Below are 22,889 nucleotides of genomic sequence, written 5' to 3' on the forward strand. Positions count from 1 at the left end.
CGGTCGTGGCGGGTCCGTGGGGAGACGGGGGAACTACCGCACATGAGCGAGCGGAACATGGGAGCCACCGGAGACCTGGCGGCGCTCGCCGCCGCCGTCCTGCAACCCGGGTTCGTCGGCACCGTCCCACCACCCTGGGTCTGCCGCTGGCTCGGCGAGGGGCTCGGCTCGGTGGTCCTCTTCGCCCGCAACGTCGTCGACCACGAACAGGTCGCCACGCTCACCGCGACCCTGCGGGCGGAACGTCCGGACGTGATCGTGGCCATCGACGAGGAGGCCGGCGACGTCACCCGAATCGAGTCGGCCCGGGGCAGCTCCCGGCCCGGCAACTTCGCCCTCGGCGCGGTGGACGACCCGGCGCTGACCGAGGAGGTCGCCCGCGACCTCGGCGCCGAGCTGGCCGCCGTCGGCGTCACGCTCGACTACGCGCCGGACGCCGACGTCAACTCCAACCCGGCCAACCCGGTCATCGGGGTGCGCTCCTTCGGCGCCGACCCGGACCTGGTCGCCCGCCACACCGCCGCCTGGGTACGCGGCCTCCAGGCCGGCGGCGTCGCCGCCTGCGCCAAGCACTTCCCCGGGCACGGCGACACCCGGGTCGACTCCCACCACGACCTGCCCCGCATCGGTGGTGACCGGGCCCGCCTCGACGCCGTCGAGCTGGCCCCGTTCCGCGCCGCGGTGGCCGCCGGGGCGCAGGCGGTGATGACCGGCCACCTGCTGGTGCCGGCCCTCGACCCGGAGCTGCCGGCCACGCTCAGCGCGCGCATCCTGGGCGGGCTGCTCCGGGAGGAGCTGGGCTTCGGCGGCGTGGTGGTGACCGACGCGGTGGAGATGCGGGCGGTGTCCGACCGGTACGGCTTCGCCGGCGCGGCGGTGCGCGCGCTCGCCGCCGGCGCCGACGCCATCTGCGTGGGCGGGGAACGCGCCACCGAGGCCGACGCCCGTGAGCTGCGCGACGCGATCGTGGCCGCGGTGGCGAGCGGGGAGCTGCCCGAGGAACGGCTGGCCGAGGCGGCCAAGCGGGTCGGTCAGCTGGCCGCGTGGAGCGTCGCCGCCCGCGCCCGCCGCGCCGCCGGCCCGGCGTCCCCCGGCGACTCACCCATCGGCCTGGCCGCCGCCCGCCGGGCGGTCCGGGTCACCGGCGAGGCCGGACTGCTGCCGCTGGCCGGGCCGGCACACGTGGTCGAGTTCGCGCCGCCCCGCAACATCGCCATCGGCGAGGAGACGCCGTGGGGGGTCGCCGCGCCCCTGGCCCACCTGGCGCCCGGCACCACCACCGCCCGGTACGCCGCCGACGCCGTCCCCGCCGACCCGGCGACCGGCCCGGCCGACCGGCCGCTGGTGCTCGTCGTGCGGGACCTGCACCGGCACGAGTGGATGCGGGACGCGGTGGCACGGGCGCTCGCCGTCCGCCCGGACGCGGTGGTGGTCGAGCTGGGCGTGCCCGAGCTGGCCACCGGCCGGGTGCACCTGGCCACCCACGGGGCCACCGCGGCGGCGGCCCGGGCCGCCGCCGAGCTGCTGGCCGGCACCAGGTGAACTCCCGGCCCGGCCGGGTGGGGAGGTCCCCCGGCCGGGCCGGGTCTCAGGGCGCGTCGACGACGAGGTCGGCGTACTCCGGGTGGCGCTCGACGAACGCGGCCACGAACGGGCACCGGGGCACCACCCGACCGCCACGAGCCCGGATCTGGTCCAGCATGCCGCCGACGAGCGCGGCGCCCACGCCCTGCCCCTGGTAGCGGTCGTCGACCTCGGTGTGCGTGAAGACCAGCACCTCGCCGCGCGGCAGGTACGCGCTGAAGCCGGCCAGCGCGTCGTCGACCAGGATCTCGAAGCGGTGCTTCGCGGGGTTCTCCTCGACCAGGAAGCTCACCTGACCATCGTCCTCTCGTCGTCGGCCACCCGGTCGATCTCGGCCAGCAGCCGGTCCACCTCGTCGGCCGTGTTGTAGTGGTAGACGCTGGCCCGCACCGCGCCGCCGGAGTCGCGCAGCCCCATGGCCTGGAAGTATTCGTAGGCGTAGTAGTCGCCGGAGGAGAGGCAGAAGCCCGCCTCGCCCAACGCCGCCGCGGTCCGCGCCGGAGCCTGCCCGGCCAGCCGGAACGACACCGTGGGGCAGCGCCGGGCCGGCGCGCCGTAGACGGTGACGAACGGCCGGGCGGTCAGCCCGGTGAGCAGCCGGTCGAAGACCGCCTCCTCGTGCGCCTGGGCGGCGGCCAGGCCGGCGCGTACCCGTTCCCGGCGGTCGCCGGACGCGGCCGGGTCGAGACCGGCCAGGTGGTCCACCGCGGCGGCCACGCCGGCCAGCAGCGGGAAGCTCGGGGTGCCGTACTCGAAGCGGTCCGGGACCCCGTCGGCCGAGGGGATCAGCTTCGCCGGGCGCAGCGTCGCCCACCACGACGGGCCGGCGACCATCGCCGCCAGGTGCGGACCCGACCACTTGTACGCGCTGGTCACCAGCACGTCCGCGCCGAGCGAGGCCAGGTCGGTGGGGCCGTGCGGCACCGAGTGCACCCCGTCCACGCAGACCAGCGCGCCGGCGGCGTGCGCGGTCTTGGCGATCGCCGCCACGTCCGGCGCGGTGCCGATCGCGTTGCTGCCGGCGGTCACCGCGACCAGCCGGGTGCGCGCGGTGACCAGGTCGGCGTACTGGCCGGCGGGCAGCTCGCCGGTGTCCGGGTCGAACTCGGCCCAGCGCACCGTCGCCCCGGCCGCCTCGGCGGCCTGCGCCCAGGGGCGGACGTTGGCGTCGTGGTCCAGCCGCGACACCACCACCTCGTCGCCGGGCCGCCACCCCGCGCCGAGCGTGCGGGCCAGCGTGTACGTGAGCGCGGTGGCGCTCGGCCCCAGCACCACGCCCGCCGGGTCCGCGCCGAGCAGGTCGGCGACCGCGGTCCGCGCGCCGGCGACCAGCTCCAGCGCGCGCCGGCCGGGGGCGAAGGCGGTGCTGCGGTTACCCATGGCGGTACGCATGGCGTCGGCCACCGCCTCGATCACGCCGGCGGCGGTCTGGGTGCCACCGGCGCCGTCGAAGTGCGCGAAACCCTCGCCCAGCGCGGGGTATCCGCGCCGCACCCGGGCAACATCAAAAGCCATTCCCGCACCCTAGCGCGGAAGGCGGGGGCCCTTCTTAACGCATTCGGTAGAGGCGGGGCCCCTTCTTAACACCCCACCTCGGCGCGCGCGGCCACCCCGGGGCGGTGGCCGGCGCGCCGTACCCTTGGGGAGGTGACGAACCGACGCGCCACCCTCGCCACCCTCGCCCCGACCTCCGCCCGACGCGCCGCCGGGATGCTCGCCGGTCTCGCCCTCGGCGCCGCGCTGCTCGCCGGATGCAGCTCGAACGGCGCCGACACCGACTGCGGCCTGGACGCCTGCACCATCACCTTCGACCGTGGGGTGGAAGCCAGCGCCACCATCCTCGGCATCGAGGCCAAGCTCATCGGCACCCAGGACGACCAGGTCACCGTCGAGGTGGCCGGGGAGCAGCTGTCGCTCACCACCGGCCAGCAGGCCACCGAGGTGGGCGGCTTCCAGGTCAGCCTGGACAGCGTCACCGACCAGAACGTCGTGCTGCGGGTCGCTCGCAACCCCAACAGCTGATCGGATTCGGCCGGGCGGTGACGTTTGGAAAATCGCACGTCGGGAGATTGAGGGCGCATGTCTGTCACCCGAAGCGCCGGCGCCACCGCCGCCCAGGCCAAGAACAGCCGTTGGCTCGAACTGCTGACCCGTGTCGGGTTCATCGGCTACGGAATCGTGCACCTCCTCCTCGCCTGGCTGGCGTTGCAGATCGCCTTCGGCAAGTCGGGCGAGGAGGGCAACCAGAACGGCGCCCTGCGCACGCTCGGCGAGCAGCCGCTCGGCAAGTTCGTCCTGGTCGCGATCGCCGTCGGGCTGTTCGCCATGGCCGTCTGGCAAGCATTCCAGGCGGTGATCGGCCACCAGTCGAAGACCGGCAAGGAGCGGATCTTCGAGCGGATCGCCTCGGTCGTGCGCGTGATCGTCTTCACCTGGCTGGGCTGGACCGCGATCAAGGTGGTCCGGGACGCCAGCGCCAACTCCTCGAACCAGCAGCAGCAGCTCACTGAGAAGCTGATGGCCTCCGACGGCGGCCGGTGGCTGGTCGGCCTGGCCGGTCTGGTGCTCGCCGCGGTCGGCGTGGGCATGGTGATCTACGGCCTGAAGAAGAAGTTCGAGCGCAACCTCAAGACCGGCGAGATGAGCCGCAAGACACACCAGCTCACCCGTCGCCTCGGCATGGTCGGGTACGCCGCCCGGGGCGCGGTCTTCGCCATCACCGGCCTGCTCATCGTGGTCGCGGCCGTGAAGTACGACCCGGAGAAGGCACGCGGCCTGGACGCCGCCCTGCGGACGCTGCGCGACCAGGCGTACGGCCCGTGGCTGCTGTCGTTGATGGCGCTCGGCATCGCCGCGTTCGGCGTCTACTGCTTCTTCCAGTCCCGGTACCGCAAGGTCTGAGCCTGGTCGATATCCGGACCGCCGGGCACCATTGGGCCTTTGCCCGATTCCGCCGGGCGGAGGGAGAGATGTCGTGCAGAGCTACCTGGTGACCGTCGCCGCCGCGCTCGTCGCGGCGGCGGTCGCGTTGGTGCTGGTACAGGTGGCCCACCGGGTCACCCGCCGGCTGGGCCGCCGCTCACTGCTGATGACCGAGCTGACCGAGCACTCGCACCGTGCGTTCCAGGTCGCCGCGACAGTGGTCGGCGTGCAGCTCGCGATCCGGTTCACCACGCTCTACGCGGTGGGTAGCCCGTGGCGGCGGTTCGTCCTGCACACGCTGGTGCTGGCCATGATCGCCGCGCTCGCCTGGCTGGTGGCCTCGCTGCTGGTGGTGGCGGAGGACACCGCGCTTGCGCGGTTCCGGACGGACGTGCCGAACAACAGGCACGCCCGGCGGGTGCGGACCCAGGTGGTGCTGCTGCGCCGGCTGACCATAGCGGTGATCGTGATCCTCGCCGTCGGCGTGATGCTGATGACGTTCCCGTCCGTACGCGGTGTCGGCGCCGGGGTGCTCACCTCCGCCGGTGTGGTGGCCGCGGTCGCCGCGCTGGCCGCGCAGAGCCTGCTCGGCAACGTCTTCGCCGGCCTCCAGCTCGCCTTCAGCGACGCGGTGCGCCTGGACGACGTGGTCGTGATCGAGGGGGAGTGGGGCCGGATCGAGGAGATGACGCTCAGCTACGTGGTGGTGCAGGTCTGGGACGACCGCCGGCTGATCCTGCCCACCTCGTACTTCACCAGCCGGCCGTTCCAGAACTGGACCCGGACGGAGGCGAAGGTGCTCGGCACCGCCGAGTTCGACCTGGACTGGGCGGTCCCAGTGCAGGCCGTGCGGGAGGAGCTGCGGCGGCTCTGCGAGGGCACCGACCTCTGGGACGGCCGGGTCTGCGTCCTCCAGGTGACCGACGCCACCGGCGGCCTGGTCAAGGTCCGCGCGGTGGTCAGCGCCGCCGACGCGGGCAGCCTCTGGGACCTCCGCTGCCTGGTCCGGGAGAACCTGGTGGCCTGGGTACGCGACCACCGCCCGACCGCGCTGCCCCGGCTGCGCACCGAGGTGGGCGAGGCGAACGGTCCGCTGCCCTGGCAGGTGGCGCCGCTGCGCCGGTCGGTGCGCCGGCCGGCCGACACCGAGGCCCCCGACGACGCGCGGGTCTTCGGCGGCAGCGACGACGGCGAGGCCCGCAGCGAGGCGTTCGTGGGTCGGGAGGACCACGCCGAGGCCCGGCGCTGACCCCGCGTACCCGATCGGAGCCCCCGGCCGCCCGCGCGGCGCCGGGGGCTTCGCGCGCTCGGTGGGTCCGTGACCCCGGTGCCGCCCGGCGCGTTGTCCCAGCCGGGGACGGTACGCGGCCGGTCGGGTCGTTCGTGGAGTCTCGGGCCGAGTGGGTTTGATCGGTCGTGTTCCGGGGGACCTGCTGCCCACGCCCCGGATTCCGGCCATCCGACGCCGGGCTCCGGCGGCGGGCGGCCGGGCCGACCGGCCGTTCCGCGCAGGATTGACGGGCGGCGACTCCGGGCATACAGCGCGGTGATGACGAAAGGAGGACAGCATGGCTGACGTCGCGAGTCCCAGCACGTCCCGGCCCGGGACCGAGCCGTCCACCGCGGAACTGGTGCAACGGGCCACCGAGCAGGTCACCCGCCTGGTGCGGGACGAACTGGCCCTGGCCCGGGCGGAGCTGACCCAGAAGGGCAAGCACGCCGGGATCGGGATCGGTCTGTTCGGCGGCGGCGGGGTGATGGCGCTCTACGGCGCCGGCGCGCTCGTCGCCACCGTGATTCTGCTGCTGGCGCTTGTCATGCCGGCGTGGCTGGCCGCCCTGATCGTGGCGGTGGCGCTGTTCCTGCTCGCCGGGATCCTCGCGCTCGTGGGCAAGAAGCAGGTCAGCCGTGCCGTCCCGCCGGTGCCGGAGGCGGCGGTCCGCAGTGTCCGCGCGGACGTCGACACGGTCACCGCCGCGGTGAAGGACGGGAGGCGGGCATGACCGGCAACGGAACCGGTAACGGGACCGGGGATGTGGCGGCGCTCCGGGAGGAGATCCGCCGGACCCGGGTGGAACTCGGTGAGACGATGGAGCTGCTGGCCGCCCGGGCCGACCCGAAGGCGCTGGTGCGGCACTCCGCCGAGCAGGCCAAGGCGCGGATGCGCGAGCAGGCGGCGCTGACCGTGGCGCGGGCGCGCGGGCGGGCGGCGGAGCGGGTCCGGTCGGTCCGGGCGCAGGCGTACGGCTCCGGCGGCGCGGTCGGGCGGAGCCCGGTGCCGTGGGCGGCGGTCGCGGCCGGCGCGGTGGCGACCGTGGTGGTGTTGTTGGTGATCCGAGGGAGGCGCGGGTGAGCGGCAAGATCGGCAAGGTGGCGTACCGGCCGGTGGGCGTGCTGCTCGGCCTGGCCGCCGGCGCGGTCGCGGGCATGGTCTTCCGGCAGGTCTGGAAGCTGGCGGCGGGCGACGACGACGCGCCCAGCGCCACCGACGAGGACCGGCACTGGGGCGAGGTGCTCGCCGCCGCGGCCCTCCAGGGGGCGATTTTCTCGGCGGTCCGGGCGGCCGTGGACCGGGGCGGCGCGGTCGGTGTGCGACGGCTGACCGGGCACTGGCCGGACTGATCAGATCCGGAACGGACCCCTTCCCCGCACGCTGGGGGAGGGGTCTTCGGCGTGGCTTCGGGCGACCTTCAGGTCACATGTCGGAGACGTTCGTCCGGTAGGCTGTGCGAAGTTTTTGCGTACGTGGTTTGCTGTCTCACGCTGTTGCGAGACGCGTGGGTTGAGAGACGTTCCCTGCATGGGGGGCCACCTCAGGCGCCGCTGCTCGAAAACGGCCAATCGGCCGCACGGCGTGCTCGGCCGCCAGTTTTAGAAGGAGTTGCACATGGCGCAGGGAACCGTGAAGTGGTTCAACGCTGACAAGGGCTTCGGCTTCATCACCGTCGACGGCGGGGGTGCTGACGTGTTCGTCCACTTCTCGGCCATCCAGTCCAGCGGCTACCGCTCGCTGGAGGAGAACCAGCGGGTGGAGTTCGAGATCGCCCAGGGTCAGAAGGGTCCGCAGGCCGAGCAGGTCCGCCCCATCTGAGCTGACGGAGCGCCGGCCGGGCGGGCCGGCGCGCGAAGCCCCGCATTCCCACCGGGAGGCGGGGCTTCTCCATGCCGACCCGCGGCGCCTCAGCGGCGTGCCCGCATGCCCCACCAGAGCGCGACGAGTCCGACCAGGACGAGCGCCGGGCCGACCACGGCCCCGATCCGCACGTCGGTGAGCGCGCTGCCCTCGACGTAGCCGAGCCCCAGGACGGTCCAGAGCGCACCGAGCACCACGCCCACCAGCCCCATGGTGAGCCGGAACCAACCCCTCATCGCGTCCCCTCCGCCGACGTGCGCCCCGATCCAGCATGCCCGCCGTCGCGCGGGGCCGGCGGCGCCGCGCCGGCGGGTCGGGTCGGACCGGTCACCACCGGTCGTGCACCCGCGACCGGATCAGCTCGTCGTAGGTGGCCCGCACCGCGGCCCGCTCCGCCTCGCTGAGGGGCGGCTGGCCGGCCGCCTCGGCGTTGCGCCGGGCCTGCTCGGCGGAGCGGGCCCCGGGGATCACCACGGTCACGCCGGGCTGGTCGAGGATCCAGCGCAACGCGAACTGCGCCATGGTGCGGTCGTCGCCGACGAGCGGCGCGAGCCGGCGCACCGCGGCCAGGCCGAGGTCGTAGTCGACGCCGGCGAACGTCTCGCCGACGTCGAACGACTCGCCGTGCCGGTTGAAGGTGCGGTGGTCGTTCGCCGGGAACGTGGTGTGCTCGTCGTACCGGCCGGAGAGCAGGCCGCTCGCCAGCGGCACCCGGGCGATGATGCCCACGCCGGCCGCCGCGGCGGCCGGCAGCACCGCGTCCAGCGGCTTGTGCCGGACCGCGTTGAGGATGATCTGCACGCTTGCCACGCCGGGCCGGGCGATGGCGGTGAGCGCCTGCTCGCAGGTCTCCACACTGACCCCGTATCCGGCGACGCGCTCCTCGGCGACGAGCGTGTCCAGGGCGTCGAAGACCCGGTCGTCGGCGAAGACCGCGGTGGGCGGGCAGTGCAGCTGCACCAGGTCGAGCGTGTCGACGCCGAGGTTGGCCCGGGACCGGTCGGTCCAGGCCCGGAAGTTGTCGAGGGTGTACGCCTCCGGCGTCTGCGGCACCCGGCGGCCCATCTTGGTGGCGACGGTCAGCCCGTGCCCCGGGCGGGCACCCAGGAACCGCCCGATGAGCTGTTCGCTGCGGCCGTCGCCGTACACGTCCGCGGTGTCCAGGAAGGTGACGCCGGCGTCCACCGCGGCGCCCAGCACGTCGAGCGCCGCGTCCTCGCTGACGTCGCCCCAGTCGGCGCCGAGCTGCCAGGCGCCGAGTCCGATGATGCCGACGTGCCGGCCGAGCCGGTCGAAGTTGCGCTGTTCCATCCGGTCGAGCCTAGTGAGCGGGTTGCCGTCGCGCGCGTCGGGCCGTACGGTCTCCAACAAGACGTACGTACGGTTTGGAGAAGTGCCATGTGGGACCCGAGCACCTACCTGCGCTACGGCGACGAGCGCTCCCGCCCCTTCCACGACCTGCTGGCCCGGGTCGGCGCCGAGCGACCGCGCGCGGTGATCGACCTCGGCTGCGGGCCCGGCACCCTCACCGCCACCCTCGCCGGGCGCTGGCCCGGCAGCCGGATCACCGGCCTGGACTCCTCGCCCGAGATGATCGCGCGGGCCGCCGCCCTGGACGTCCCGGTCACGTTCGGCGTGCGCGACGTCCGCGACTGGCGGCCGGCACCGGACGTGGACGTGCTCGTCGGCAACGCGGTGCTCCAGTGGGTGCCGGAGCACAGCGACCTGCTCGCCCACTGGGCCACCGAGCTGCCCGCCGGCGCGTGGCTGGCGTTTCAGGTGCCGGGCAACTTCGCCGCGCCGTCCCACCTGGCGTTGCACGAGGTCGCCGGGCGGGGCCGCTGGCGCGAACCCCTCGCCGGGCTGCTGCGCGCGGCCCCGGTCGACGAGCCGGTCGGCTACGCCGCGCTGCTGACCGGGGCGGGCTGCGCGGTCGACGCCTGGGAGACTACCTACGTGCACCTGCTGCCCGCCGCCGGCGCCGACCACCCGGTGCTGGCCTGGATGGAGGGCACGGCCCTGCGCCCGGTCCGCGCCGCGCTGGACGCCGCCGGCTGGGCCGACTTCCGCGCCGAGCTGGGCGTGGCGCTGGCCGAGGCGTACCCGGTGCGGCAGGGTCAGGTGTACTTCCCGTTCCGCCGGATCTTCGTGGTGGCCCGCACCGGCGCCCACGCAGAGGAGAATTCGTGACCGACCTGCCCACCTTCATCGCCGGACTGCCCAAGGTGGAGCTGCACGTGCACCACGTCGGCTCCGCCTCGCCCCGGATCGTCGCCGAGCTGGCCGCCCGGCACGAAGGGCGCAGCCCCGTCCCGGCCGACCCGGACGCGCTCGCGGACTACTTCGCGTTCCGCGACTTCGCCCACTTCGTCGAGGTCTACCTCAGCGTGGTCGACCTGATCAGGGACACCGACGACGTCTGGCTGCTCACCCACGAGGTGGCCCGCGAACTGGCCCGCCAGCAGGTCCGGTACGCCGAACTGACCGTCACGCCGTACTCGCACGTACACCGGGGGATTCCGGCGCCGGCGTTCTGCGAGGCGATCGAGGACGCCCGCAAGCGGGCCGAGGCCGACTTCGGCATCGCGCTGCGCTGGTGCTTCGACATCCCCGGCGAGGCCGGGCTGCCGGCCGCCGAGCAGACCCTGCGGATCGCGCTCGACGAACGGCCCGACGGGCTGATCAGCTTCGGCCTCGGCGGCCCCGAGATCGGGGTGCCCCGACCCCAGTTCAAGCCGTACTTCGACCAGGCCCGGGCGGCCGGGCTGCACTCGGTGCCGCACGCCGGCGAGACCACCGGCCCGGAGACGATCTGGGACGCGCTGCGCGAGCTGGGCGCCGAACGGATCGGCCACGGCATCTCCGCCGCGCTCGACCCGGCGCTGCTGGCCCACCTGGCCGAGCGGCGGATCCCGCTGGAGGTCTGCCCGACCTCGAACGTACGGACCCGGGCGGTGGCCAGCCTCGACGAGCACCCGCTGCCGCAACTCGTCGCCGCCGGCGTCCCGGTCAGCATCAACTCCGACGACCCGCCGATGTTCGGCACCACGCTCAACGACGAGTACGCGGTCGCCGCCCGGCTGCTGAACCTCGACCCGGTCGGGGTGGCCGCGCTGGCCCGGGACGCGGTGGCCGCCGCGTTCCTGGCGCCGGCCGAGGCGGCCCGGATCAACGCCGAGATCGACGCGTACCTGGCGAACCCGGCACGCTGAGCGGCCCCGTACGGACGCCGGCCGCCGGCACAGCCGGGGCGGCCGGCGACTCGTACGAGAGCGGCGCGCGACGGGAGCGAGGTGTGGGGGGACCGAACTCCCGCCGCGCGCACGGATCCGCCGGCCGGAAGGTGTTACGGGGCGTCCCGGCCGACGGAACTGATGGGTTCTGTCGGAGATCCTGACATTCCGCGCCCCCGTGACGGCGGTCGTTAACACACTCCTAAGGAGAACTTGCGCCGCCGCACAGCCACGGCGTCAACGCGGACGCGGCCAGCGCCGCCCGGCGCGCGGCTCCCGGGCCTCCCGGGCCATCCGGCCGACCAGCCCGAACCGGTTGACCTGACGGGGCGCGGCGTCCGGATCGGCCAGCAGCATCACCACGCTGGCCCCGCCGAGCCGGGCGCGGTCCAGGCTCACCGATCCGTTGGCCTGCAACGCGACCCGCTTGGCGATGTCCAACCCCAGCCCGGTGGAGCCCTGGTCGCTCTCGCCCCGGCGCAGGGCGCGGTCCGGGTTGGCGATGCCCGGCCCGGCGTCGTCGATCCGGATCGCCACCCAGCCGTCCCGGCGACTCACCGCCACCTCGAACGCGGTGCCCTGCGGCGTGTAGCGGAAGACGTTGCCGATCACCGCGTCCAGCGCGGCGGCCAGCTCGGCCCGGGGCACCGGCGCCGGGATGCGCAACTGCGCCCCGACCACCCGGTGCGGCCGGTTCTGGTCGCCGGCCAACGCCGACCAGAAGACCATCCGGTCCCGGACCACCTCGCTGACGTCGCAGGACGCCGGCGCCGTCTCCTGGCTGACCGCCTTGCGGGTCGTCTTGATCAGCTGGTCGACCTCGCCCTCAAGCGTGACGATGGCCTGCCGGATCCGCCGGATGCCGCGCCGCCGGTCCAGCTCCGCCTCGCTGAACGTGCCGATGCTCGTGTCGTCGGACTCCAGGGCCTCCGCGTCCAGCCGCAGCGCGGTCAGCGGGGTACGCAGCCGGTGCGACAGGTCGGCGACCAGCTCGTGCTCGTCGGCACGCAACGCCGCCAACCGTTCCGTCATCCGGTTGAACGCGTGCCCCGCCTCGGCCAGCTCCCGCGGGCCGGTCGGCTCCACCCGTACCCCCAGCTCGCCGTCGCCCACCGCGAGGGCCGCCTTGACCAGGTCGCCGGTGGCGTCCACGGCCCGGGCCGCCACCCGGTCCACCACGACCACCGCGGCGCCGACCAGGGCCAGCGCCACCGCGAGCAGCAGCAGCCAGCGTCCGCCGGCGCCGGCGTCGAGCACCTCGTCGGGTACGAAGACCTCCACCACGGCCACCCGGTCACCGAGCACCACCGGGTCCAGCCGCAGCACCCCACCGTCCACCTCGGTCACCACCGAGCGTCGCTGGGCGGCGGCGTCGGCAAGCGCGGACGCGTCGGCGCGACCGGCCGACTCGTCGGCGCCGACGCCGTGCACCACCGGGCGCAGCGCCGGGTCGTCACCGCTTGCTGCCACCGCCCGCCGGACCACCTCCGGGTCGGTGCTGACCGCCAGTGCGCCGGTCACCAGCGCGCCGCGCCGGGCGGCGTCGGACAGCTTCTCCTCGCGGGACTTGTCGGACAGCGTGAGGCCGAGCGGGATGAGGAAGGCGAGCGCGACCAGGCTGCACATGCCGGCGGTGAGCCAGGCCAGCACCGGCCTCAGTCCGGCGCCACCAGCCGGAAGCCGACCCCCCGCACGGTGCGCAGGTAGCGCGGTTTCGCCGCGGACTCGCCCATTTTGCGGCGGAGCCAGTACAGGTGCACGTCGATGGTCTGGTCCTCGCCGACCGATGGCTGCCGCCATACCTCCTCCAAGAGCTCCCGCCGGGACACTACCCGGCCGGGACGAGCGGCGAGATACGCCAGCAGGTCGAATTCCTTGCGGGTCAGCGCCAGTGCCTCCCCGTCCAGCACCGCGCTGCGCTCGCCCACGTCCACCCGCAGGCCGCCCACCGTGTGCACGGCCGGTTGCACGGTCCGGCTGGCCCGACCGGCCCGGCGCAACACCGTGGTGATCCGGGCATCCAGGTGCGCGCCGGTGAAGGGCTTGACCATGTAGTCGTCGGCGCCGGCCCGCAACAGCCGGACCACCGACTGCTCGTCGTCGCGGGCGGTGGCGATGATGATCGGCACGTCGGTGATGCCCCGCAGCATGCGCAGCGCGTCCGAGCCGTCCAGGTCCGGCAGGCCCAGGTCGAGCACCACCAGGTCGGGCGTCTCCGCGGCGACCCGGCGCAACGCGTCCAACGCCGTGCCGACGGCGTGCACCGCGTGGCCCCGGTCGGTGAGCGACCGCAGCATCGCGCCACGCACGACGTGGTCGTCTTCGACCAGCAGGACGGTTGCCACGTCAGCACCGTACTCGGCGTGGCAAGTCGATCGCGTTGCGGCGGCCCGGCGGACGGGGCAAGCTGGAACGGCGATGACGTTCATCCTCTTCCCCGACACCCGCCTGACGCTCGCCCGCGACGCGCTGGCCGGCCTGTCGGTGGGTGACGCCCTCGGCTCCCAGTTCGCCGTCCCCGGCCGGCGTCCCGCCGACCTCGCCGCGGGTCGGCTGCCCGCGCCGCCCTGGGAGTGGACCGACGACACCGAGATGGCCTGCTCCGTGGTGGCCGAGCTGGCCTCCACCGGCCGGGTCGACCGGGACCGGCTGGCGCTGGCCTTCGCCGCACGCTGCGAGCCCCGGCGGGGGTACGGCCCCGGCGCGGTGAGCGTCCTGCGGCTGATCCGCGCCGGCACGCCGTGGCCGGTGGCCGCCGCGTCGGCGTTCGACGGGCAGGGCTCCCTCGGCAACGGCGCGGCGATGCGGGTGGCTCCGCTCGGGGCCTGGCACGCCGACTCCATCCACCGCGCCGCCGACCAGGCGCGCGCCTGCGCCGAGGTGACCCACGCCCACCCGGAGGGCAGCGCCGGAGCGGTGGCCGTGGCGGTGGCCGCCTCGCTGGCCGCCCGGGCCCGCCTCGACGGCACCCGGCCCGAGCCGCGCCGCCTGCTCAGCGCCGTGGCCGGCGCGCTCGACCCGGCCGGCGAGGTGCACCGGGGCGTACGCCGGGCCGCCGCGCTGCTCGGTCAACCGGCCGGCGAGGTGGCCGACGCGGTGGGCAACGGCTCGCGGGTCACCGCGCCGGACACCGTCCCGTTCACGCTCTGGGTCGCCGCCACGCTGCTGCACGACTACCCGGCCGCGATCCGCGCCTGCGTGGAGGCGGGCGGCGACGTGGACACCACGGCGGCGATCGTCGGCGGGATCGTCGCCGCGTACACCGGCGTCGGCACCCCCGGCGGCGTCCCCGAGGGGTGGCTGACCGCCCGCGAGCCGCTGCCCGGTTGGCTCACCGCCCCCACCCCCTGACGCCCCCTCCTCGTCCGGTGATCAAGGAGTTCGCGTCCTCGAAGCGCTTCCCCGCGCCCCAAAAGTCCTTGGTCAACTCCTGCCATGGCTCCCGGCTCGCGGTGATCACCCGCCACTGCTTCCATATGGCGGACAAACCTTCTCACATAGCGGACATGGGAGAGATCTGACCGGTAAACTGACCCAGCTTGCACCCGTTTGGCCGTCTTGATGCCCGCGGTGCTCGGGAGACGTCGGTCGGCCGGACGCCAGTTCGGTGAAGTGGGGGTATCCGACCACCGGCGATGCCACCACTTCACCGAACTGTGTTGATCATGGCCGAAGCGACCGCCGGCCGCCCTTGCGCGCACGAGACCCGGCCGGAGAGCAGGCCACCGTGCGGCCGGTTGCCCGTTTTCACGCCTGCGCGGCGTCCCGAAGAGACCAGGTGACTTGGAAGCAAAACGCCCCTCCAGGGGCCATTTGCCGCCAAGATCTCAGACATCGGCGTCGATCACGGAGTTCCTATGGAAGATCGGCAGGAGTCGAACGTCTTCCTGCGAGCACTCGTTCGTCGTCGTCGAGCTGGGGTCATCATGCGCGCGAGCGCGCCGCGCCGGCGGAGACGGGTTCGTCGGCGGAAGCACGCTTGCCCGCCGGGGTCGCCTGGGACGTGTCGCCGTGACCGGGGGTGAGGTCGTCAGGGGTGAGGTCGTCAGGGGTGAGGTCGTCGGAGGCGGAGGCGGAGGCAGGTGAGGCGGGGGCGTCGGAGGCGGAGGTGTCAGGGCTGGCGGGGTCGGGGTCGGGCGGGAGCGCCAGGGTGGTGCGCCGGCGGCGGCTGAGCAGCCAGCCGATCGCGGCACCGCCGGCCAGGCCGGCGAGCAGGCCGCCACCGAGCAGCAGGTCCGCGCTCGGGCCGTCGTCGGCCGCCTCGGTCACCGGGCCCGCGGCGGCACCGCCCGGCGCGGCGCCGTCCTGGCCGCTGCCCGCAGCACCGTGGCCGGCGTGGCCACCGCCGGCCGCACCGGCGTCGCCGCCGTGCGTGGCGGTGCCCGGCAGCGGCGGCAGCAACGGCACCGTCGGCGCCGGGTGTGCGCCGCCGGCCGGGTCCGTCCAGCGGACCACCGTGCCGTCGGCGTACGTCTGCACGACGGTGAAGGTGAGCAGGTCGGTGGCCGGCATCGGCCCCATGCCCAGCGGCAGCCGGGCCGCGCCGGTGCCGGCGCCGGGTGCCCGTAGCCAGGTCACGGCTTCGGTCACCTGGTTCAGTTCGGAGGTGTGGATGCCCGCCACCGGCTGATCCAGGTCGCGGGTGGTGATGGTCGGCCCCCAGTCCGGCACGGACAGCGGGTAGACCTCGCCGATCGGGGCGTCCGGCGGCATGGTCAGCTCGATCTTCGTGGTCCGGGTACCGGGTCGATCCGCGGGCACCACCACGGACAGTTCGATCGCGTCGCCCTGGTGCACCTCGCCGGGGGAGGTCGTCACGGTCACGCCGGCGGCGCTGGCCGGGCCCGGCCAGCCTACGGCTCCGGCGAGCGCGGCGGCCAGCAGCGACGCCGCCCACCGGCCCTGACGGGTCATCCTCATCGTCGTCCCCATCCTTCTCGACTGGGGTCGGTACCGGCTCCGGCCCCACCTGGTAGTTCGGTCGGGACGGCGGAAAGGTTCAACGCCCGGCGGAACTCGTGTCGCGCCGGGCCCGGCGTCGGCGGCGGCGCGAGTCCGGGCGACCGATAGCATCGCAGGGGCCGGTCACCGGCAGATCCGTACCGTCGACGACAGGAGTCACCGTGTCCGCACCCCGTACCCCCGTCGTGGCCGACCCCGTCGTCGTCGCCGCCGGGACCACGGCGGCCGACGCGGTGGCCGCGGCCGGCCTGCCCACCACCGGGCCGAAGGCGATCGTGGTGGTCCGCGACCCGCGGGGTCAGCTCCGCGACCTGGACTGGACGCCGGCCGAGGAGACCACTGTCGAGCCGGTGGCGTTGAGCAGCCCGGCGGGCCTGGAGGTGCTGCGCCACTCCACCGCACACGTGCTGGCGCAGGCCGTGCAGGACGTCTTCCCGGAGGCGAAGCTCGGCATCGGTCCGCCGATCGAGAACGGTTTCTACTACGACTTCGACGTCGACAAGCCGTTCCAGCCGGAGGATCTGGCGAAGCTCGAGAAGCGGATGCAGGAGATCGTCAAGTCCGGCCAGCGGTTCCGCCGCCGCCGCTTCGCCAACCTGGACGAGGCCCGGGGCGAGCTCGCCGCCGAGCCGTTTAAGCTGGAGCTCATCGAGGTCAAGGGCGAGGGGCTCGACTCCTCCGAGGTGATGGAGGTGGGCGGCGGCGAGCTGACCATCTACGACAACCTCGCCGCGAACGAGGAGAAGGTCTGCTGGTCGGACCTGTGCCGCGGCCCGCACCTGCCGAACACCCGGCTGATCGGCGCGTTCAAGCTGATGCGCTCGGCCGCCGCCTACTGGCGCGGGTCGGAGAAGAACCCGCAGCTCCAGCGGGTCTACGGCACCGCCTGGCCGACCCGGGACGAGCTCAAGGCGTACCTCAAGCTGTTGGAGGAGGCCGCCCGGCGCGACCACCGCAAGCTCGGCGCGGACCTCGACCTGTTCAGCTTCCCCGACGAGATCGGCTCCGGCCTGCCCGTCTTCCACCCCAAGGGTGGCGTGCTCAAGCGGGTGATGGAGGACTACGTCCGCACCCGCCACATCGAGGAGGGCTTCCAGTACGTCGGGACGCCGCACATCACCAAGGAAGGTCTCTTCCACACCTCGGGACACCTGCCCTACTACAAGGACACGATGTTCCCGCCGATGGAGATGGAAGGCAGCGACTACTACCTCAAGGCGATGAACTGCCCGATGCACAACCTGATCTACCGGTCGCGCGGGCGGTCCTACCGGCAACTGCCGATCCGGCTGTTCGAATTCGGGTCGGTCTACCGGTACGAGAAGTCGGGCGTCATCCACGGGCTGACCCGGGTGCGCGGCTTCACCCAGGACGACTCGCACTCCTACTGCACCCGGGAGCAGGCGCCGGCGGAGATCAAGCACCTGCTCGGCTTCGTGCTGAGCCTGCTGCGCGACTTCGGCATCGACGACTTCTACCTGGAGCTGTCCACCCGCGACGACTCCCGGCCGGACAAGTTCGTCGGCACCGACTCCGACTGGGCGACGGCGACCGAGGTGCTGGAGCGGTGCGCGCTGGAAACCGGCCTGGACCTGGTCCCCGACCCGGGCGGCGCGGCGTTCTACGGCCCGAAGATCTCGGTGCAGGCCAAGGACGCCATCGGCCGCACCTGGCAGATGTCGACGATCCAGTACGACTTCAACCAGCCGAAGGGCTTCGGGCTGGAATACCAGGCCGCCGACGGCACCCGGCAGCAGCCGGTGATGATCCACTGCGCGAAGTTCGGGTCGATCGAGCGGTTCATCGGCGTGCTCACCGAGCACTATGCGGGCGCGTTCCCGGCCTGGCTCGCGCCGGTGCAGGTGGTCGGCATCCCGATCCGCGACGAGCACGGCGACTACCTGGAGGAGTTCGCCGGCACGCTGCGTCGGCACGGGATCCGGGCCGAGGTCGACCTGGGTGACGACCGAATGCAGAAGAAGATCCGCAACGCCCAGCAGCAGAAGATCCCGTTCATGGTGATCGCCGGCGACGACGACGTGGCCGCCGGCACGGTCTCCTTCCGCTACCGGGACGGCTCGCAGCGCAACGGCGTACCGCTCGCCGAGGCGGTGGCGCACGTCCGCGAGGTGACCGAGTCCCGCACCAACAGCGCCCCCACCGCCGAGGTGTAAGGCGGGGGCCCCGCTTAACGCCTCCGGTAGAGGTACGCCACCCGCTTGACCGGGCGGCCACGGTTCGGCGGCGCGGTTCGGCGGGGAGGTGGCGCGGATCGTAGGATCGCCTGTGTGACAGGGGCGGAGCGGCACGCGGACGATGGCGATGGCCTGGCGGACGGGCTGGAACGGCTCTGGACGCCGCACCGGATGACCTACATCTCCGGCGAGGACCGGCCCGAGGGTGGTTACGAGAAGCCGACCGGCTGCCCGTTCTGCCTGGCCCCGGGCCGCCCACCGGAGGAGAGTCTGGTGGTCGCCCGGGGTGCGCACGTGTTCGCGGTGCTCAACCTCTATCCGTACAATCCCGGCCACCTGCTGGTCTGCCCCTACCGGCACGTGGCCGACTACACCGAGCTGGACGCGCCGGAGACGGTCGAGCTGGCCGCGTTCACGAAGGACGCCATGCGGGTGGTCCGGCAGGTGTCCAGCGCGCACGGGTTCAACCTGGGCATGAACCAGGGCGGCGTGGCCGGTGCGGGCATCGCCGCGCACCTGCACCAGCACGTGGTGCCCCGCTGGGGTGGGGACGCCAATTTCATGCCGGTGATCGGCCGCACCAAGGTGCTGCCGCAACTGCTCACCGACACCCGCGACCTGTTCGCGAAGGCCTGGCCGGCCTGACTGCCAGCCCGGCGGGCCGCCGCGGTTCGACTGGCTCGGCCCGCCGGGCCGCCGCGGTTCGACCGGCTCGGCCCGCCGGGCCGCAGCGGTGAGCCCCTCGACAGTACGATCTTGCGCATGGCTCTGCTGCACCGCGCGGAACTGCGCCCCACGAAGCTGGAACTGCTCGTCGGATGGCTGCCCGGCCGGCCGTGGTTCGCCGGCGAGGCCGGCGCTCCGGTCACCCGAGTGGCCGCCTACCGGTTCGACGACCCGGCCGGCGCGGTCGGCATGGAGACGCTGCTTGTGCGGGCCGGCGAGGGGCCGGTGCTCCAGGTGCCGCTGACCTACCGGGGCGCCCCGCTGGCCGGCGCGGACCGTTTCCTGGTCGGCACCGTGGAGCACTCGGTGCTGGGCCGCCGCTGGGTGTACGACGCCGCCGGGGACCCGGTCTACCCGCCGGCGTTGGCCGCCGCGGTGCTCGCCGACGCCGGCCAGGCGGAGGAATACTTCGAGGTCGACGGCGTACGGCAGGTGCGGGAGCCGAGCATGACCCTGTCGGGCAGCCGCACCGACCGGGCGTTGCCGGCCGGGCCGGTCGACGAGGTGGTGGACGGCGACCCGACGCTGATCCGGGCCGGGGGTGTCGACTTGGCGCTGGTCCGGCGGCCCGTCCCGGTCGACGACTCGGCGGGGGCTCCGGCGGCGGGCCGGCTCGGCGGCGCGTGGTCCGGGCAGGACGGCCCGGTGCTGCTGGCGTACGCCGGCTGAGCACGGGTGCCGCGGGCCCGCGCCGGGTACTTCGGGCTTGGCCGACACATCTCACACCGCGACTGCCGGTGGGTGGCATCACGGAGAGTGGCGAGCGCCGGATGCCTGAGTGATGAAAAGGCCCACGGTTGCCGGGAAAGTGACAGGATGCGGCGATGGCAGTCAGCACGCGGTCGCTGGGACGTAGCGGCATCGAGGTGAGCGCCCTCGGCATGGGGTGCTGGGCGATCGGCGGCCCGTGGGCGGAGGGTGCCCGCCCGTTGGGCTGGGGTGCGGTCGACGACGACGAGTCGGTGCGGGCGCTCCGCCGCGCCCTCGACCTCGGCGTGACGCTCTTCGACACCGCCGACACGTACGGGGCCGGGCACGGCGAGCGGGTGCTGGGGCGCGCCCTGGCCGGCCGGCGGGACGACGCGGTGATCGCCACCAAGTGGGGCTACACGTTCGACGAGCACAGCCGGCAGGCCACCGGGGAGAACGCCTCCCCGCAGTACCTGCGCCGGGCGGTGGTCGACTCGCTGCGCCGGCTGGACACCGACCGGATCGACCTCTACCAGTTGCACCTGGGTGACCTGCCGCTGCCCCGTGCCGAGGCGCTGATCGGCACGCTCGACGACCTGGTCGCCGACGGCCTGATCCGGGCGTACGGGTGGAGCACCGACCGGACCGACCGGGCCGCCGCGTTCGCCCAGGTCGCGCAGGGCGCCGTCGCCGTGCAGCACGCGCTGTCGGTGCTCCGGGACGCCCCGGCCATGCTGGCCGCCTGCGAGAAGCACGACCTGGCCAGCCTGGCCCGGGGGCCGCTCGGGATGGGGCTGCTCACCGGCAAGTACACGCCGGAGTCGACGCTGCCCCGTGACGACGTACGCGGTCTCGGACCGAACTGGCTGGAGTGGTTCCGCGGCGGCCGGCCGGCTCCGGAGTGGCTGCGCCGGGTGGCCGCCGTCCGGGGCGCGCTTACCGCCGACGGTCGCACCCTGGCGCAGGGCGCGCTCGGCTGGATCTGGGCGCGCAGCGAACGGGCGGTGCCGATCCCCGGCGCCCGCACGGTCGCCCAGGTCGAGGAGAACGCCGCCGCGCTGGCCCGGGGCCCGCTCGAACCGGACCACTTCGCCGAGGTGGAGCGGCAGCTCGCGGCGGTACGCTCGGCCGCCCGCCGGGACGCCGACCGCCCCCACTGGCCGATGCCCCCCGTCCCCGCCGTCCGCCCCTAACCGGTGGTGGCCTCCTTGCGGGCCTGGTCGGCCAAGTGGGTGGGCATGGGGTCGTGGCGGGCGAACTCGCGCCGGAACGTGCCGGTGCCGGCGGTCATCGCGCGCAGCTCCACCGCGTACCGCAGCAGTTCGGTGGCGGGCACCTCGGCGCGGACCAGGGTGCGGCCCTCGGCGTCCGGGTCCGGCTCGGTGCCGAGCACCCGGCCGCGCCGGCCGGACAGGTCGCCCATGACCGCGCCGACCGAGGAGTCGGGGATCCGGACGGTGATCTCGTCGACCGGCTCCAGCAGCGTCGGCTGGGCCTTCTCGGCGGCGTCGCGCAGCGCCAGCGCGCCCGCGGTCTGGAACGCGGCGTCGGACGAGTCGACGCTGTGCGCCTTGCCGTCGACGAGCGTCACCCGCAGGTCCACCACCGGGTGGCCGGCGACCAGGCCGCGTTCCATCTGCGCCCGGACGCCCTTCTCCACCGACGGAATGTAGTTGTGCGGGACCGCGCCGCCGACCACCCGGTCGACGAACTCGAAGCCGGCGCCCCGGGGCAGCGGCTCCACCTCGATGTCGCAGACGGCGTACTGGCCGTGGCCGCCGGACTGCTTGACGTGCCGGCCGTGGCCCCGGGCGGCGGCGGTGACCGTCTCCCGCAACGCCACCCGCACCGGCTCGGTGTCCAGCTCGACGCCGCCGCCGCGCAGCCGGTCGAGGACCACGTCGGCGTGCGCCTCGCCCATGCACCAGAGCACCAGCTGGTGGGTTTCCGGGTTGCGCTCCAGCCGCAGCGTCGGGTCGCCGGCGACCAGCCGGGACAGGTTGCGCGCCAGCGCGTCCTCGTCGGCCCGGCTGCGCGCCACGATCGCCACCGGCAGCAGCGGCTCCGGCATCTCCCAGGGCGCGATCAGCAGCGGCTCGTCCTTGGCGGAGACGGTGTCGCCGGTCTCCGCGCTGCCCGACTTGGTGATCGCGCAGAGGTCACCGGCGACGCAGGCCGGCACCTCGCGCAGCGTCGCGCCGAGCGGGCTGTAGACGTGCCCGACCCGCTCGTCGGCGTCGTGGTCGGGGTGGCCGCGCTCGGCCAGGCCGTGCCCGGACACGTGGATCACCTGGTCGGGGCGGAGCGTGCCGGAGAAGACCCGGACCAGCGAGACCCGTCCGACGTGCCGGTCCACCGTCGTCTTGACCACCTCGGCGACCAGCGGGCCGGCCGGGTCGCAGGTCAGCGGCGGGCGGGGTGAGCCGTCCAGGCCGGTCACCGCCGGCAGGTCGTGCTCCAGCGGCGACGGGAACGCCGCGACCAGGCCGTCGAGCAGCGCGTCCAGGCCGACGCCGGTCTCCGCGCAGACCGGCACCACCGGGTAGAAGTGGCCGCGGGCGACGGCCGTCTCCAGGTCGGTGATGAGCACCTCGGGGTCGATCTCCTCGCCGTCGAGGTAGCGGTCCATCAGGGTCTCGTCCTCGCTCTCCGCGATGATCCCCTCGATCAGCTCGTCCCGGGACTCCTGGATGGCCGGCAGGTGCTGCGGGTCCGGCTCGCGCACCGCCGCCGGCAGCCCGGCGGAGTAGTCGAACACGCGGCGGGTGATCAGCCCCATCAGCCCGGCCACCGACTCGCCGTCGTCGCCGAGCATCGGCAGGTAGAGCGGAAGCACGTTGTCGCCGAAGACCCGCTGACAGAGCGCCACCGCCTCGTCGAAGTCGGCGCGCGGGTGGTCCAGCCGGGAGACCGCCACCGCGCGCGGCATGTCCACCGCGGCGCACTCCTCCCAGAGCGCGGCGGTCGCGGCGTCCATCCCGTCCACCGCGGAGACCACGAACAGCGCCGCGTCGGCGGCGCGCAGCCCGGCGCGCAGCTCGCCGACGAAGTCGCCGTAGCCGGGCGTGTCCAGCAGGTTGACCTTGACGTCGCGGTGGAGCAGCGGGGCGCAGGCCAGGCTCACCGAGCGCTGCTGGCGTACGGCCGCCGGGTCGTGGTCGCAGACCGTGGTGCCGTCGGTGACGTCGCCGGCCCGGCCGATCGTGCCGCTGGCCGCGAGCAGCGCCTCGACCAGGGTGGTCTTGCCGGCGCCGGAGTGCCCGACGAGCACCACGTTGCGAACCCTGCCGGGCTCGGTCACCACCGGCGCGCCGCCGGTGACACCCTTCTCGTGACTCTTCTGCGCCATCGCGGCGCACCTCCCTCAACCGGTGGTGGTGGCGACCGCCGCGGGCGACGGGGGAGCGGACCCCGGTGGGCGCCGCGGCGATATCTTCCGGTGGT

At 74.2% G+C, this 22,889-nt stretch carries 23 protein-coding genes; 15 read left to right on the forward strand and 8 right to left on the reverse strand.

Annotated features, from left to right (window positions below):
• The first annotated feature begins 42 nt into the window (after positions 1–42).
• Positions 43–1,542, forward strand: coding sequence for a glycoside hydrolase family 3 N-terminal domain-containing protein (locus tag O7613_RS05845; protein ID WP_281583803.1), 1,500 nt, complete (start codon positions 43–45; stop codon positions 1,540–1,542).
• A 46-nt stretch (positions 1,543–1,588) separates the two neighbouring features.
• On the opposite strand, the gene O7613_RS05850 is transcribed toward O7613_RS05845, so the two are convergent.
• A complete protein-coding gene (locus tag O7613_RS05850) occupies positions 1,589–1,876 on the reverse strand; it encodes a GNAT family N-acetyltransferase (RefSeq protein WP_281583802.1) in 288 nt (95 codons plus the stop codon).
• Positions 1,873–3,099 (reverse strand): cysteine desulfurase-like protein, encoded by a 1,227-nt coding sequence (locus tag O7613_RS05855; protein WP_282292603.1) that lies wholly within the window; start codon positions 3,097–3,099, stop codon positions 1,873–1,875. Before O7613_RS05855 ends, O7613_RS05850 begins: the two co-directional genes overlap by 4 nt.
• Before the next feature lie 132 nt (positions 3,100–3,231).
• Here O7613_RS05855 and O7613_RS05860 point away from each other — a divergent pair, with 132 nt between their 5' ends.
• The 7 genes from O7613_RS05860 (at position 3,232) to O7613_RS05890 (ending at position 7,597) form a co-directional block, all read left to right on the forward strand.
• Entirely contained in the window at positions 3,232–3,606 is a 375-nt protein-coding gene (locus tag O7613_RS05860; protein WP_282292604.1) for a hypothetical protein, read from the forward strand.
• 57 nt (positions 3,607–3,663) lie between these two features.
• The gene (locus O7613_RS05865) at positions 3,664–4,485 is read left to right on the forward strand and encodes a DUF1206 domain-containing protein (protein WP_282292606.1); all 822 of its coding nucleotides are present in this window, start codon (positions 3,664–3,666) and stop codon (positions 4,483–4,485) included.
• A gap of 73 nt (positions 4,486–4,558) precedes the next feature.
• Positions 4,559–5,755, forward strand: coding sequence for a mechanosensitive ion channel family protein (locus tag O7613_RS05870; RefSeq protein ID WP_282292608.1), 1,197 nt, complete (start codon positions 4,559–4,561; stop codon positions 5,753–5,755).
• A gap of 319 nt (positions 5,756–6,074) precedes the next feature.
• Complete coding sequence (locus O7613_RS05875) at positions 6,075–6,509, forward strand: phage holin family protein (protein ID WP_281583797.1); 435 nt, start codon at positions 6,075–6,077, stop codon at positions 6,507–6,509.
• A complete protein-coding gene (locus O7613_RS05880) occupies positions 6,506–6,859 on the forward strand; it encodes a DUF3618 domain-containing protein (protein ID WP_281583796.1) in 354 nt (117 codons plus the stop codon). Before O7613_RS05875 ends, O7613_RS05880 begins: the two co-directional genes overlap by 4 nt.
• Entirely contained in the window at positions 6,856–7,128 is a 273-nt protein-coding gene (locus tag O7613_RS05885) for a DUF4235 domain-containing protein (protein ID WP_281583795.1), read from the forward strand. Before O7613_RS05880 ends, O7613_RS05885 begins: the two co-directional genes overlap by 4 nt.
• Positions 7,129–7,393: 265 nt before the next feature.
• Positions 7,394–7,597 (forward strand): cold-shock protein, encoded by a 204-nt coding sequence (locus O7613_RS05890; RefSeq protein WP_088962828.1) that lies wholly within the window; start codon positions 7,394–7,396, stop codon positions 7,595–7,597.
• Positions 7,598–7,686: 89 nt separating this feature from the next.
• Here O7613_RS05890 and O7613_RS05895 read toward each other — a convergent pair whose 3' ends face one another.
• Positions 7,687–7,875: a hypothetical protein gene (locus O7613_RS05895; RefSeq protein ID WP_281583794.1), complete on the reverse strand. Its 189-nt coding sequence runs from the start codon at positions 7,873–7,875 to the stop codon at positions 7,687–7,689.
• Between the two features lie 91 nt (positions 7,876–7,966).
• The gene (locus O7613_RS05900; RefSeq protein WP_281583793.1) at positions 7,967–8,950 is read right to left on the reverse strand and encodes an aldo/keto reductase; all 984 of its coding nucleotides are present in this window, start codon (positions 8,948–8,950) and stop codon (positions 7,967–7,969) included.
• 87 nt (positions 8,951–9,037) lie between these two features.
• Here O7613_RS05900 and O7613_RS05905 point away from each other — a divergent pair, with 87 nt between their 5' ends.
• Entirely contained in the window at positions 9,038–9,829 is a 792-nt protein-coding gene (locus O7613_RS05905) for a trans-aconitate 2-methyltransferase (protein WP_282292612.1), read from the forward strand.
• Complete coding sequence (locus O7613_RS05910) at positions 9,826–10,851, forward strand: adenosine deaminase (RefSeq protein ID WP_282292613.1); 1,026 nt, start codon at positions 9,826–9,828, stop codon at positions 10,849–10,851. Before O7613_RS05905 ends, O7613_RS05910 begins: the two co-directional genes overlap by 4 nt.
• A gap of 258 nt (positions 10,852–11,109) precedes the next feature.
• Here the strand turns inward: O7613_RS05910 and O7613_RS05915 are convergent, their stop codons facing one another.
• The gene (locus tag O7613_RS05915; RefSeq protein ID WP_281590377.1) at positions 11,110–12,498 is read right to left on the reverse strand and encodes a HAMP domain-containing sensor histidine kinase; all 1,389 of its coding nucleotides are present in this window, start codon (positions 12,496–12,498) and stop codon (positions 11,110–11,112) included.
• Positions 12,499–12,527: 29 nt separating this feature from the next.
• Positions 12,528–13,217, reverse strand: a complete 690-nt coding sequence (locus tag O7613_RS05920; RefSeq protein ID WP_107160748.1) for a response regulator transcription factor — start codon at positions 13,215–13,217, stop codon at positions 12,528–12,530.
• 73 nt (positions 13,218–13,290) lie between these two features.
• On the opposite strand from O7613_RS05920, the gene O7613_RS05925 reads away from it, so the two are divergent.
• Positions 13,291–14,223, forward strand: coding sequence for an ADP-ribosylglycohydrolase family protein (locus O7613_RS05925; RefSeq protein WP_282292615.1), 933 nt, complete (start codon positions 13,291–13,293; stop codon positions 14,221–14,223).
• Positions 14,224–14,796: 573 nt separating this feature from the next.
• On the opposite strand, the gene O7613_RS05930 is transcribed toward O7613_RS05925, so the two are convergent.
• Positions 14,797–15,792: a DUF1775 domain-containing protein gene (locus tag O7613_RS05930; protein WP_282292617.1), complete on the reverse strand. Its 996-nt coding sequence runs from the start codon at positions 15,790–15,792 to the stop codon at positions 14,797–14,799.
• A gap of 203 nt (positions 15,793–15,995) precedes the next feature.
• On the opposite strand from O7613_RS05930, the gene thrS reads away from it, so the two are divergent.
• The 4 genes from thrS to O7613_RS05950 all read left to right on the forward strand — a co-directional run bounded on the left by thrS (position 15,996) and on the right by O7613_RS05950 (position 20,638).
• Complete coding sequence (thrS, locus tag O7613_RS05935) at positions 15,996–18,008, forward strand: threonine--tRNA ligase (RefSeq protein ID WP_282292619.1); 2,013 nt, start codon at positions 15,996–15,998, stop codon at positions 18,006–18,008.
• 114 nt (positions 18,009–18,122) lie between these two features.
• Complete coding sequence (locus tag O7613_RS05940) at positions 18,123–18,674, forward strand: HIT domain-containing protein (protein WP_282292620.1); 552 nt, start codon at positions 18,123–18,125, stop codon at positions 18,672–18,674.
• 117 nt (positions 18,675–18,791) lie between these two features.
• Positions 18,792–19,424 carry a hypothetical protein gene (locus O7613_RS05945; RefSeq protein ID WP_282292622.1) on the forward strand — a complete coding sequence of 211 codons (633 nt, stop codon included), beginning with the start codon at positions 18,792–18,794 and terminating at the stop codon, positions 19,422–19,424.
• A gap of 155 nt (positions 19,425–19,579) precedes the next feature.
• Positions 19,580–20,638: an aldo/keto reductase gene (locus tag O7613_RS05950; protein ID WP_282292624.1), complete on the forward strand. Its 1,059-nt coding sequence runs from the start codon at positions 19,580–19,582 to the stop codon at positions 20,636–20,638.
• On the opposite strand, the gene O7613_RS05955 is transcribed toward O7613_RS05950, so the two are convergent.
• Entirely contained in the window at positions 20,635–22,794 is a 2,160-nt protein-coding gene (locus tag O7613_RS05955; protein WP_282292627.1) for an elongation factor G-like protein EF-G2, read from the reverse strand. The genes O7613_RS05950 and O7613_RS05955 overlap by 4 nt on opposite strands.
• Positions 22,795–22,889: the final 95 nt, after the last annotated feature.

Origin of the sequence: Micromonospora sp. WMMD975, assembly GCF_029581215.1 — a bacterium.
In the GTDB taxonomy this organism is placed as follows: domain Bacteria; phylum Actinomycetota; class Actinomycetes; order Mycobacteriales; family Micromonosporaceae; genus Micromonospora.